Annotated in this window: 11 protein-coding genes, 1 tRNA gene and 1 riboswitch; of the genes, 3 read left to right on the forward strand and 9 right to left on the reverse strand. The window is 58.5% G+C overall.

The features are described from left to right. Positions 1–89: 89 nt before the first annotated feature. Entirely contained in the window at positions 90–1292 is a 1203-nt protein-coding gene (locus tag VV869_RS21360) for a multidrug effflux MFS transporter (RefSeq protein ID WP_337736968.1), read from the reverse strand. A gap of 114 nt (positions 1293–1406) precedes the next feature. Here VV869_RS21360 and VV869_RS21365 point away from each other — a divergent pair, with 114 nt between their 5' ends. Both VV869_RS21365 and VV869_RS21370 read left to right on the forward strand, forming a co-directional pair. After that, a complete protein-coding gene (locus tag VV869_RS21365) occupies positions 1407–2354 on the forward strand; it encodes a LysR family transcriptional regulator (RefSeq protein WP_337736969.1) in 948 nt (315 codons plus the stop codon). A 99-nt stretch (positions 2355–2453) separates the two neighbouring features. After that, positions 2454–4241 (forward strand): aminopeptidase P family protein, encoded by a 1788-nt coding sequence (locus VV869_RS21370; protein WP_337736970.1) that lies wholly within the window; start codon positions 2454–2456, stop codon positions 4239–4241. Positions 4242–4349: 108 nt separating this feature from the next. Here the strand turns inward: VV869_RS21370 and thiH are convergent, their stop codons facing one another. The 7 genes from thiH to VV869_RS21405 form a co-directional block, all read right to left on the reverse strand. Further along, positions 4350–5462, reverse strand: coding sequence for a 2-iminoacetate synthase ThiH (gene thiH / locus VV869_RS21375; protein WP_337736971.1), 1113 nt, complete (start codon positions 5460–5462; stop codon positions 4350–4352). A gap of 9 nt (positions 5463–5471) precedes the next feature. Then, positions 5472–6242, reverse strand: a complete 771-nt coding sequence (locus VV869_RS21380) for a thiazole synthase (protein ID WP_337736972.1) — start codon at positions 6240–6242, stop codon at positions 5472–5474. After that, positions 6243–6461, reverse strand: coding sequence for a sulfur carrier protein ThiS (gene thiS / locus VV869_RS21385; RefSeq protein WP_337736973.1), 219 nt, complete (start codon positions 6459–6461; stop codon positions 6243–6245). Beyond that, the gene (locus tag VV869_RS21390; RefSeq protein WP_337736974.1) at positions 6458–7228 is read right to left on the reverse strand and encodes a HesA/MoeB/ThiF family protein; all 771 of its coding nucleotides are present in this window, start codon (positions 7226–7228) and stop codon (positions 6458–6460) included. The genes thiS and VV869_RS21390 overlap by 4 nt, the downstream gene beginning before the upstream one ends. Beyond that, positions 7218–8489, reverse strand: coding sequence for a thiamine phosphate synthase (thiE, locus tag VV869_RS21395; RefSeq protein WP_337736975.1), 1272 nt, complete (start codon positions 8487–8489; stop codon positions 7218–7220). The genes VV869_RS21390 and thiE overlap by 11 nt, the downstream gene beginning before the upstream one ends. Beyond that, on the reverse strand, positions 8489–10414 hold the full coding sequence (gene thiC, locus VV869_RS21400) for a phosphomethylpyrimidine synthase ThiC (RefSeq protein ID WP_337736976.1): 1926 nt from the start codon (positions 10412–10414) through the stop codon (positions 8489–8491). The genes thiE and thiC overlap by 1 nt, the downstream gene beginning before the upstream one ends. 123 nt (positions 10415–10537) lie before the next feature. Continuing rightward, positions 10538–10635: riboswitch (TPP riboswitch) on the reverse strand. Between the two features lie 64 nt (positions 10636–10699). Then, positions 10700–11122, reverse strand: a complete 423-nt coding sequence (locus tag VV869_RS21405; protein WP_337736977.1) for a universal stress protein — start codon at positions 11120–11122, stop codon at positions 10700–10702. 147 nt (positions 11123–11269) lie between these two features. Between VV869_RS21405 and crcB the strand changes: the two genes are divergently transcribed. After that, a complete protein-coding gene (gene crcB / locus VV869_RS21410; RefSeq protein WP_337736978.1) occupies positions 11270–11653 on the forward strand; it encodes a fluoride efflux transporter CrcB in 384 nt (127 codons plus the stop codon). Between the two features lie 418 nt (positions 11654–12071). Here crcB and VV869_RS21415 read toward each other — a convergent pair. Beyond that, positions 12072–12148, reverse strand: a tRNA-Trp gene (locus VV869_RS21415). Positions 12149–12196: the final 48 nt, after the last annotated feature.

A 12196-nucleotide genomic window follows, 5' to 3' on the forward strand; every position in this document is an offset into this window, starting at 1 on the left:
TGTCGAGACCCCGCGCCTTTAAAGGGTAAAGACGTCTTATTATTCAGAAAACTTCAGAGAAATTGCGTTCATCGGTGCGCCGCGCGGCATTAATTACCGGCCGCAGCCGCATGCCAGCGCCGCCCGAATCGCGATCCCAAAATCAGCAGGCCCGGGGCCAGCAGCCACATATGCAGCACCATCAGATCCGGTGGCAGCAAGTCCAGACGCTGGGTCAGGCTCACGATGGCACCGGCCCCGCTCATCTGGAACAGTCCCAGCAGTGCAGCGGCAGTACCCGCGCGATCACCAAACGGTGCCAGCGCTTTCCCGGCCGCTGAGCCGAGGACGAAAGCAAAACCAAACGAAGCCATGAACACGGGTACCATATAGGCCCAGGCTTCGCGCAGGTGGCTCAGCATCAACATCGCCACCCCGGAAGCCACCAGCATGATCAACCCGGTCGCCAGTGTCCGACGCGAACCAAAGCGGTCAATGTATTTCGGTGCCACCATGCAAGCCAGGATATTCAGCGCCGCATTGACCCCGAACCACATCGTAAACTGGCCCATATCCTGACCCAATTCGGTCATCAGCCAGACCGGTGCCGAAGTCACATAAGCCAAAATGACCGCCATCGCCAGCATGCACATGATACTGTGGTAAAGGAACGTCGGCTCGCGTAGCACCGAGCGGTAACGCGCCCAGCTCAGCATCGCGCCTGACACATCAGTCTCCGCCGGGCGGGTTTCGCGAAACTGCAGCAAAATGAAGGTTCCGGCGACCACCGCAAACCCGGCCATAAAGCTAAAGTTACTGCGCCAACCGAATTCATGAGTCAGCCAGGTACCCAGCAACGGCGCCAGCGCCGGAATAAAACAGATCGCGCCGTTAAGATAGCTGATCATCCGGCCGCTTTTTTCCGGGCCGAAGCTGTCACGCACCGCGGCAAATGCCGCCACCGAGGTGGCACAGGCGCCAAAGCCCTGCAGCAGACGGGCCACCAGCAGCAGATCCAGAGTATGGGCGACATAGGCCAGCGCGGCACTCAGGCCGTAAATGGCGATCCCGCCCAGGGCAATCGGGCGGCGGCCGAAGCGATCGGCCAGCGGACCGGCCAGCAGTTGCCCCAGGCCCAGACTGAACATAAACCAGGTTACGGTATCCTGGACCCGCGCCGGTTCGACGGCAAACGTCTCCGCCATAGCCGGGAGGGCCGGCAGGTAAATATCAATCGCCAACGGGCTGAACAGAACCAGAATTACCATCAGGGCGACAAGTCGGGTTCCGGACTGTGAAGAAACAGGGGTCATGGTGCATTTCCTTTGTGATGATGGCGGCAGTCTAAGCCCTTCGTGATATGAACAGAAATGGTTTATATTCAAATCAGAATTTCCAATGGGGAATATCATCATCCGAGGTGCCTTGTGTCTTTTGAAAAACTCGCCCGCATCGATCTCAACCTGCTGGTGTGCCTGCATGTCCTGCTGGAAGAGTGTAACGTCACCCACGCCGCCAAACGGCTGCACCTGAGCCAGTCCGCCGTCAGCAAAAGCCTGATGCGGCTGCGCGAGCAGTTCAACGATCCCCTGTTCACCCGCAATGCCCACGGGTTGCGCCCGACGCCCCGGGCGAAAGCCTTGCAACCTTTGCTGGAGCACCTGCTGCATGAAATCGAGCAGATCACCGCGCCGCCGGAATTTACGCCCCGCACCAGCGATCGCCACTTCAAAATGGCGCTGGTCGAGAGCGCCTATCCGCTGTTTCTGCCGCAATTCCTCGGCGATATCTTCTCTGAGGGGCCCAACCTGACCATCGACACCCAGGCCTGGGAGCCCAATACATTCGAAAAGCTGCAATCGGGGGAGATTGACTTCGGCATCACCGGCAAGGATCTCAACCCGGCCGATGCCATGCTGACCCTGATGCCGCCCAAAGGCATCGTGTTCCAGGAGCTGTGCCGCGACCGCCAGTGCTGCATTGTCCGCCCGGACCATCCGATCCTAGGCCAGACCTGGGATGAAACCAGCTACCTGGCCCAGCGCCATATCCAAGTGCGTTGCATCGGTGATGATCGCTGGCTGCTCGATTACAAGCTAGCCGAGCGCGGCCTGGGCCGGGACATCGCCATGTATGTGCCGGATTTCAACAGCGCGGCCTGCCTGTGTCACCAGACCGACTTTGTATTTACCGCCCCGAGCCACTTCGCCAACTATATTGCCAACCAGCTCGGTCTGGTCGTCCTGCCGCTGCCGACTGAATTGCCGCCAATGGCCTACACCCTGTTCTGGCATCAGCACCAAGAGAAAGATCCTGGACACAGCTGGCTACGCGAGATCATTATCGGCCGCTGTCGTGATTTACCAGTCGGTTAATTGCAGCCGACCAGTAAACGCGCTACCGTAAAGCGATCCGGCCTGAACGGCCTGAGCCGTCACGCCAGGACGGCGAACGACTTAAAGGAATGATGAAGCATGCAAACTGTTATTTCACAGCGTGTTGAGCAACTACGTGAATGGTTAACGCAAAACCAGCTCGATGCCTTTCTGATCCCGCACGAGGACGAGTACCTGGGCGAATATATTCCCGCCCACAATGATCGCCTGCACTGGGCCACCGGCTTTACCGGCTCTGCCGGGATGGCGATAGTCACCCGCGACAAAGCCGCGATGTTTGTCGATGGCCGCTACGTGGTCCAGGTGCGCAAGCAGGTCCCGGGAGAAGTCTTTGAATACCGTCACCTGATTGACGAGCCACCGATGCAGTGGGCACTGGCCAACCTAGCCGCCTGCAGCAAGGTGGCGATTGATCCGAAACTGCACAGCGGTGCCTGGCTGGCACGCACCGAAGCGGCAGTGGCCGGTGATCTGGAACTGGTCACCGTCGATGCCAACCCAATCGACGGCCTGTGGCATGACCGTCCGGCACCAACCCTGTCGGACGCCAAGCTGATGAGCCTGGACTTTGTCGGCGTCAGCAGCACCGACAAGCGAGCGCAAATTGCCGCCGTGCTGAAATCACAGAAAGCCGATGCCGCCCTGCTTACTCAGGTCGACAGCATTGCCTGGCTGCTCAATATCCGCGGCAGCGACATTCCGTGCCTGCCGGTTCTGCTATCCACCGCGATCCTGCACCAGGACGGCAGCGTCGATTTCTATATCGACCCGGCCCGCCTGCCGGCTGCATTTGCAGATCATGTCGGTGAAGGCGTTCGCATCGCACGGCCGGATTCCCTGGAAACCGGTCTTCAGGCCCTCGGCGGCAAAGCCGTACTTGTCGATCCGGCCACCAGCAATGCCTGGGCATCACAGATCCTGACTGACGCCAAGGCCAAGCTGATTGCTGCCCAGGATCCATGCATGCTGCCGAAAGCGGCCAAGAACCCGACTGAGATTGCCGGGATGAAGGCCAGCCACATCCGTGATGGCGTCGCGATTAGTAAATTCCTGGCCTGGGTCGATCGCCAGGTCGCCCAAGGCAACCTGCTCGATGAAGGCACGCTGGCCGATCAACTGTGGGCGTTCCGCTGTGAAGACAGCAGCTGTACCGATGTCAGCTTTGATACCATCTCGGCGGCCGGCGGCAACGCGGCGATGTGCCACTACAACCACAAGAACCAACCGGCGCCGAGCGTGCTGGAAATGGACAACGTCTACCTGGTGGACTCCGGCGGCCAGTACCCGGACGGCACCACCGATATCACCCGGACGGTGGCGATCGGCGAGCCGGGCGATGAAGTCAAACAAACCTTCACCCTAGTGCTGAAAGGTCACATTGCGCTGGCAACGGCCCGGTTCCCGAAAGGCACCACCGGCTCTCAGCTGGATGCTCTGGCCCGTCAGCACCTGTGGGCACACGGTTTTGATTATGACCACGGGACCGGCCACGGCGTCGGCCACTTCCTCAATGTCCACGAAGGGCCGCAGCGCATTGCCAAGGTCTACAACCCGACCGCCCTGCAACCGGGCATGGTGTTGTCGAACGAGCCGGGTTACTACCGCGCCGATGCCTTCGGGATCCGGATTGAAAACCTGGAGCTGGTGGTTGAGGTAGCAACTGCTGGCGACATGACCGTACTGGGCTTCGAGTCCCTGACCCGCGCGCCGATCGACCGCCGCCTGGTGGACCTCTCGCTGCTGACGGATGGCGAGCTGGCCTGGCTGAACGCCTATCACCAAACCGTGTTTGAAGTGATCAGCCCGTCACTGAGTGGCGACGATCTCATCTGGCTCCAACAAGCTACGGCACCGCTGAGCCGCTAAGCTCGCTACTGCCACATAAAAAACGCCCGCAGCCACGGTATCCGTGCCACTGCGGGCGTTGTTATTTCAAAGCAGCGCCTGAACGTCGCCCCAGCGGGCAAAAGTCACCTAGCCGGAATAGGCCGTGTGCCAGTCTTTCCACACCACCTCGAAACCATGGTGCTTGACGGCTTCCGCCACCGCCGCAACCGAGCGCTCATCACTGATCGCGAACTGCTCCAGCTCCGGCTCATCGTCGGCATAACCGCCCGGCTGGGTTTTCGACCCCGCTGACATGCTGGTCACCCCCAGCGGCAGCACATTGTCGCGAAACTGCGGCGACTCCCGGGTCGACAGTGATAGCTCCACTTCCGGGTTCAGCAAGCGATAAGCACAGATCAGCTGCACCAGCTGGCGATCACTCATCACCGACTTCGGTTTCAGCCCGCCGGTACACGGCCGCAGGCGCGGAAACGAAATCGAATAGCGGGTTTGCCAGTAGGTTCGCTCCAGATACGCGAGATGGCTGGCGACAAAGAAACAGTCGGTGCGCCACTCTTCCAACCCAATCAACGCCCCGATACCGATTTTGTCGATCCCGGCCCGGGCCAGCCGGTCCGGAGTTTCCAACCGGTAGACAAAATCGGTCTTGTTGCCGCGCAGATGGTGCTCGGCATAGGTCGGCGCGCTATAGGTTTCCTGATACACCATCACCGCATCCAGCCCCAGCGTTTTCAGCTCAGCATACTCGTGCTGATCCAGCGGCTGGACCTCCATCGCCAGATAGCTGAAGTGGGCCTTGATGCGCGGCAGGGCTTCGCGGAAATAATCCATGCCGACCTTGCGCTCATGCTCACCCGTCACCAGCAGCACACTGTCAAAGTGCATTGCCTTGATGGCGGCACATTCGCGCTCAATGTCCGCCATCTCCAACGTGCGACGCTTGATCCGGTTTTCCATCGAAAAGCCGCAGTAGGTACAAGCGTTGGCGCACAGATTCGACAAATACAACGGCACGTAGAACGAGATAGTCCGGCCGAACCGCTTGCGGGTCAGCGCCGCCGACAGCTGCGCCATCTGCTCCAGATACGGCTCGGCTGCCGGGGAGATCAAGGCTTTGAAGTCTTCCAGATCCCGTTTGGGTTTACGCAGTGCCCGTTCAACATCGGCGGGCGTTTTGCTGTAGATCGACAACCGGATATCATCCCAATCCAACTGCCGCCAGACATCCACATAACTCATGCGGCCCCCTTAGGCGGAGTGATCCAAAAACGCGGTCAGCGGACTGGAAGCCATCGCCTGATTCACGGTCCCGGCCAACCCGGCCTCGTAAGCCACCCGGCCGCTTTCCACCGCCAGCTTGAACGCCTTGCCCATCGCCACCGGATCAGCCGCCGCGGCGATCGCGGTGTTGACCAGCACGGCATCAGCCCCCAGCTCCATCGCTTCGGCCGCATGAGACGGCGCGCCAATCCCGGCATCGACCACCACCGGCACCCGGGCCTGATCGATGATAATTTCCAGGAAATCGCGGGACGCCAGCCCCTTATTCGAGCCAATCGGTGCGCCGAGCGGCATCACTGCGGCACAACCGACTTCTTCCAGCCGCTTACACAACACCGGATCGGCATGGCAGTAAGGCAGTACAATGAAGCCTTCTTTGACCAGCGCCTCTGCGGCGGCCAGGGTTTCGATCGGGTCCGGCATCAGGTATTTCGGATCGGGGTGGATCTCCAGCTTGAGCCAGTTGGTCCCCAGTGCGGCACGGGCCAATTTGGCAGCAAACACCGCTTCTTTGGCATTTTTGGCACCGGACGTGTTCGGGAGCAGGTTGACGCCGGCGGCGATCAAAGGCGCCAGAATGTCATCATCCCGGTTCTCAATATCGACCCGCTTGAGCGCCATGGTCACCAGCTCAGAACCACTGGCAATAATAGAGTCACTCATCGCCTGCCGGCTGGCATACTTACCGGTGCCGGTGAACAGGCGGGAAGAAAAAGTTTTATCGGCAATCTTCAGCATTTAACCTCCGGCAATCGCTTGGAACAAGGCAATACGGTCGCCTTGGCTGAGTCGGGTCGTGTCCCAGTCGCTCCGGGCCACAATGTCATCGTTGAGGGCTACGGCTGTCGCTTGCAACGGCATCTCCAGTGCAATCAACAGGGCGGCCAGGCTGTGTCCGGCCGGGCAATCCACCGGCTTGTCATTGACGCGGACTTGAATCGCAGTTGTTGTCGTCATTCGTTCTTCTCTCCTGTGCCACAGACCGGGCACGCGGGTTCCCGCGCCACGTTGAAGGTTTGCCAGGCGGATGTCAGTCCGTCAAATTGCCGCAGGGTGGCAAACGGTACGGTGCCGGCCCCCGTCAGCAACTTCAGCGCTTCCAGCGCCTGTAACGTGCCGATCATGCCGACGACCGGACCGGCAATCCCGCTGGTACTGCAATTTTGCGGTGCTTGTGGGGCATCCGGCTGCCAGGGAAACAGACAGTGATAGCAGGGCCCTGCTCCGCAGCGGAAATCAAACGCCATCAGTTGTCCCTGCCAGCGAATCGCCGCCCCTGAAATCAGCGGTTTGGCTGCGGAAACACAGGCCTGATTCACGGCATGGCGGGTTTCCAGGTTATCCGAGCAATCGAGCACCACATCAGCCAGCGACACTTCCAGCGCGAGCTGCTGCGCCGCCAGCCGGGCTTTGACCGGGCGAACCCGGATCATCGGATTGAGGCTGCGCAGTTGCTCGGCAGCGGCGTGGGCCTTGCTGTGCCCCTGATCAGCTTCACGATAGATCACCTGCCGCTGAAGATTTGAGCTGTCGACGATATCATCGTCCGCGATCACCAGCTGACCGATCCCGGCACCAGCCAGATATAAAGCCGCCGCCGATCCCAAACCACCCGCTCCAACCAGCAGGACCTGCGCCTGCGCGAGCTGTACCTGTCCGGCTTCCCCGATTTCCGGCAACATGATCTGGCGGTTATAGCGGATAAACGCCTGATCACTGAGCATGGGCGGGCTCCTTAGGCGGAACAGAGTGCTGCGCCTCCGGGCGCACCAGACGACGGTAAAACGCATCGACCGCCGCCTGAGGATCGTCGGCCTGAGTAATCGCCCGGACCACCGCCACACTGCTGACACCGGTTTGCCACACCGCATCCGCGCGAGACAGGTCAATCCCGCCGATCGCCACGGTCGGAAAATCCCTGCCAATCAAGCGCTGATACAGCGCCAGGCGGCTCAGTCCCTGCGGCTTGGACGGCATTTGCTTGGTGGTGGTCGGATAGATATGGCCGAGGGCGATATAGCTGGGACGGAACTCAGCTGCACGCAGGATCTCGTAATAGCCATGAGTTGACAGACCCAGACGCAGGCCGGCTTGCTGAATGGCAGTCAAGTCAGCCGTTTCCAGATCTTCCTGCCCCAGATGCACTCCGTAGGCCCGGTGTTCAATCGCCAGTTGCCAGTAGTCATTGATATAGACCTGCGCCTTGGCCTGCGCACCGGTGGTGATCACCTGACGGACCTGCGCGGCAAGCGTGGGCTCTGTCGGATCTTTGATCCGCAGTTGCGTCAGGGTGACGCCCATCTCCAGCAGCCGTCCCACCCAGGAGGCCGAATCGACGACCGGATACAGCGCCATCTGGGCCGGATCCGCTTTGGCAAACGGTGCCACCGCCACTTCCCGGCTGACCCATCCGAGCGCCTCGGCCTGCGGGTGATTTGCGGTCAACGGGCGCGGGAACAGCGCCCGCTCAAGCGGCCAGCAGTCGACACACCCTTCGTCTTTGTCATGGAGATAACACCGGGCATAAGCCCGGGCGAGCGTCACCGCATCTTCCAGGGGATAATCCAGTGCCAGGGCCGCCAGCAACATCGCCCGCTGCGGCGCCTCCGGTCCGGCTTGGCCGCAGAATACCGCACGCGCTTCGCCGTGGTGGTGCCACAAGTCGACATATCCCAGCTCCGTCGGCAGGCCGCAAATCACCAGTGACGGATCCTGCGCAACCTGCCGCTGCACCTCACGCAGTGACGGATACGGCGGCGACCACTGATCCTGCACCCGGTAATCCGGTTCTTCGCTGTTCTCAGAATGAAAAGCCAGGCGAATTCGGCGATGGTCGACGTTAATCCCAACCATCCCAACCTCAGGTGAAGCCGCCCAGACCACCTCAACCGGCGCCCCCAATTGATAGTGCTGCGCTGAAGCCAGCACAGCATCTAAATACCGGCGCAACGGTGCCAGGTATTCAGGTAAGGTGAGTTTACCCATCAGCCTTCCTCGTGCGCCGGGTGGTACAGCTCACTGCCTCGGGCTCGGAATTCTTCGGCTTTCTGTTGCATCCCTTCCAGCGGGTCTTCCAGAAGTTTGATTTCTACCGCCTGCGCCTCTTGGGGCAACGTTTTAGCATAATCCCGCACTTCCTGAGAGATCTTCATTGAACAGAATTTTGGACCGCACATCGAACAGAAGTGCGCCACCTTGCCCGATTCCTGCGGCAGGGTTTCATCGTGATAGGACCGGGCCGTTTCCGGATCCAGCGCCAGGTTGAACTGATCTTCCCAACGGAATTCAAAACGGGCTTTCGACAGGGCGTTATCCCGCACCTGCGCGCCCGGGTGTCCTTTGGCCAGGTCAGCGGCATGGGCGCACAGCTTATACGTGATGAGCCCAACCTTTACATCGTCTTTGTTCGGCAGGCCCAGGTGCTCTTTCGGGGTGACGTAGCACAACATGGCACAGCCGTACCAGCCAATCATCGCCGCGCCAATCCCGGAAGTGATGTGATCGTAACCCGGGGCAATATCCGTCGTCAGTGGACCTAAGGTATAGAACGGCGCTTCATGACAGTGCTTGAGCTGCTCTTCCATGTTCTCTTTGATCATGTGCATCGGCACATGTCCCGGTCCTTCAATCATCACCTGGACATCATATTCCCAAGCAACTTTGGTCAGCTCACCCAGGGTGCGCAGCTCACTAAACTGCGCTTCATCGTTGGCATCAGCCACCGAGCCTGGACGCAGACCATCCCCCAGAGAAAGCGAAATATCGTACCGGGCACAGATTTCACAGATCTCGCGGAAGTGTTCATACAGGAAGCTTTCTTTGTGATGCGCCAGGCACCACTTGGCCATGATCGAGCCGCCCCGCGAGACAATCCCGGTCACCCGCTTGGCGGTCATCGGCACGTAGCGCAGCAGCACCCCGGCATGGATGGTGAAGTAATCCACCCCTTGCTCGGCCTGCTCCAGCAGGGTGTCGCGGAACACTTCCCAGGTCAGGTTCTCCGCGATGCCATTCACCTTCTCCAGCGCCTGGTACATCGGCACCGTACCAATCGGCACCGGGCTGTTGCGGATGATCCACTCACGGGTTTCGTGAATGTTGCGGCCGGTCGACAGATCCATCACGGTATCGCCGCCCCAGCGAGTCGACCACACCAACTTTTCTACTTCTTCTTCAATCGATGAACTGACGGCAGAGTTACCGATGTTGGCGTTCACTTTGACCAGGAAATTACGACCGATAATCATCGGCTCAGATTCCGGGTGGTTGATGTTGGCCGGAATAATCGCCCGACCTTCCGCCACTTCCTGACGCACAAACTCCGGCGTAATTTCTTCCGGCAAGTTAGCCCCGAAGTTCTGGCCCGGATGCTGTTGAGTCAGTACGGCATCGCGGTACTTGGCGCGGCCCATGTTTTCGCGAATCGCGATATATTCCATTTCCGGGGTAATGATGCCCTGACGGGCATAATGCAGTTGGGTGACGTTCGCCCCCGCTTTGGCACGACGGATGCGAGCCCGCTCGCCAAAACGCAACTCATCCAGCGTATCGTCGGCCAGGCGCTCTTTCGAATAAGCCGAGCTCAGCTCATCCAGCAGCTCGGTATCTCCGCGCTCTGAAATCCAGGCTTCCCGCAGTTGCGGCAGGCCCGTGTAGATATCGATTTCATGGGCAGGATCGGTATACAGGCCGGATGTATCGTAAACACGGACCGGCTCATTGGGCTCAAATACCGGGGCATCTTTCGTGCCGCCGACCAGGCTGTCAGACAGGGTGATTTCGCGCATCGGGACACGAATATCGTCGCGGCTGCCGGTCACATAAACTTTGTGTGAATTCGGATACGGTTGGGTGGTGAGTGAATCAATGAATTGTTTCGCTTCCAGTCTCGCTTGTTTGCGATTCGACATAGCAATTTCCTTGGTTTCAATAAAAGGGAAGTTGCTTATCGGATGGGTGCGTCAACAAGAGGCTACACGTAGGGTGTGTAACATCATCTGGAACAGCAGCTGCAGGTGCAGGTGCAGCAATACAGAAGATTTTCTCTTGTTCCCTTCGCAGGTATTAGCCTGATCAGGTTCTACGGATCCCGCAATGCGGTCTCAGCCAATTGGCACTCCGACAAGTTATGCTCGAGTATATGGAAGTCCTGGGCGAACAGCAACCTTCCTGAGCTGCTTTCTTGTAACGTCTGATCAATGACACATTAACACATCGCAGCCGCCTTGCTGCGACAATGCCTGCCCCAAGTCGCCAAACCACTGGATACCGCTTTTATGTGTACCAAGAACAACCAGATTGGCCCGAACCTGCTTCACCAGATCCAGCAAATGCTTCGCAACGTCCCCATCGGCAATATGCAGGGCCCGGACTTTATAGGGGGACGCCTGAGACAAGGCAGAAAGCTGCTGAATGCGGAGCGCCTGGGTGTCTAAATGCGCCTCTTCCAACCCCAGCTCCGCATCCAGAAAACTGACATTCCCCAGCCCCGGCTCTACAAACGCGACATGCAGCTCGGCATGGTTCTGTCCGGCAATCACCGCCGCTTTCACCATCAACTGGCGCGCATCCAGATTATCCGGGTTTACCGCCAACAATATCGTCTGATACAACGCCATACGCTTCCCCCCGAGAATGATTCACGTCACACACCGAAACACTGAGCATCAATCAATGATTGCACAATTACAGTCAGGCAAAGGTGATCAACACATAGCTATCGTGGTATTAGTATGGCAACTTTCTCACAACCTAAAGTGGTATCAATGAGCCAATTTTTCTTCTTGGGGCTGATTGCATTGGGTGGTGCCTTCGGTGCCTGCTCGCGATATCTGATTTCTGAACTGTGCGTCAACCTATTCGGCCGGGGATTTCCCTACGGCACCCTGGCCGTCAATGTGATCGGCTCTTTACTCATGGGGTTATTAATGTCTGCCATCAACCAGGGCATGATTGCTGGTGTCCCCGCCCGTCCCATTATTGGTCTGGGCTTTCTCGGGGCCCTGACGACCTTTTCCACGTTCTCGATGGATAATGTCATCCTGATGCAGCAAGGCGCTTTTTTAAAAGCCGGACTCAATATGCTGCTCAATGTTACTCTCAGCATCACAGCCTGCTTTGTGGGTTACCAGCTCCTTATGAAAAGCTAGCGCCTACGCAGCCCAAACGCTGACATACAGTCCGTCCTCAAAACCTTCTTTGTTATCGGGATAGCGGCGCTAAACTTTGGTGGATCATAAAGGGAGATATTCGTTCAGGCTGGCGCGCCGCTCCTCTGAGGCTTGATTGATCATAGGGATGGACAGAGGGGTGCACGCGATGCTGCGAAATGCCAGTATGTACTGCGGTGAGTTTATGGGAGATTCAGGAAATCAACATACAAAAAAGTCTCAGTATTGTTGCTGGGACGCGCAGTCTGAGGTTTCAGAGGATGACAGGGGGGACTGGGGCGGCATTCCGGAGATTCAAACGCCAACACGCGCTGTTTTGGAGATTCGGGGAATCCGCTGCTCTTCCGATAAGTGGGAAAACAAAAAAACCTCAGCATTTCTGCTGAGGTTTCAAATGTGGCAGGGGTGGAGAGATTCGAACTCCCAACACGCGGATTTGGAATCCGCTGCTCTGCCAATTGGAGCTACACCCCTGTTGGCTCAGTTTTTAAGAGCTGAAACTCTGAATAAGTGGCGGAGCGG

The sequence above is a fragment of the Photobacterium sp. MCCC 1A19761 genome, assembly GCF_037389125.1.
In the GTDB taxonomy this organism is placed as follows: domain Bacteria; phylum Pseudomonadota; class Gammaproteobacteria; order Enterobacterales; family Vibrionaceae; genus Photobacterium.

What these genes read in the sequence shown, in the direction of transcription:
- VV869_RS21360 (WP_337736968.1), bottom strand. Translation starts at nt 1,292, where the DNA reads ATGACCCCTGTTTCTTCACAGTCCGGAACCCGACTTGTCGCCCTGATG.
- VV869_RS21370 (WP_337736970.1), top strand. Translation starts at nt 2,454, where the DNA reads ATGCAAACTGTTATTTCACAGCGTGTTGAGCAACTACGTGAATGGTTA.
- thiH (WP_337736971.1), bottom strand. Translation starts at nt 5,462, where the DNA reads ATGAGTTATGTGGATGTCTGGCGGCAGTTGGATTGGGATGATATCCGG.
- VV869_RS21380 (WP_337736972.1), bottom strand. Translation starts at nt 6,242, where the DNA reads ATGCTGAAGATTGCCGATAAAACTTTTTCTTCCCGCCTGTTCACCGGC.
- thiS (WP_337736973.1), bottom strand. Translation starts at nt 6,461, where the DNA reads ATGACGACAACAACTGCGATTCAAGTCCGCGTCAATGACAAGCCGGTG.
- VV869_RS21390 (WP_337736974.1), bottom strand. Translation starts at nt 7,228, where the DNA reads ATGCTCAGTGATCAGGCGTTTATCCGCTATAACCGCCAGATCATGTTG.
- thiE (WP_337736975.1), bottom strand. Translation starts at nt 8,489, where the DNA reads ATGGGTAAACTCACCTTACCTGAATACCTGGCACCGTTGCGCCGGTAT.
- thiC (WP_337736976.1), bottom strand. Translation starts at nt 10,414, where the DNA reads ATGTCGAATCGCAAACAAGCGAGACTGGAAGCGAAACAATTCATTGAT.
- VV869_RS21405 (WP_337736977.1), bottom strand. Translation starts at nt 11,122, where the DNA reads ATGGCGTTGTATCAGACGATATTGTTGGCGGTAAACCCGGATAATCTG.
- crcB (WP_337736978.1), top strand. Translation starts at nt 11,270, where the DNA reads ATGAGCCAATTTTTCTTCTTGGGGCTGATTGCATTGGGTGGTGCCTTC.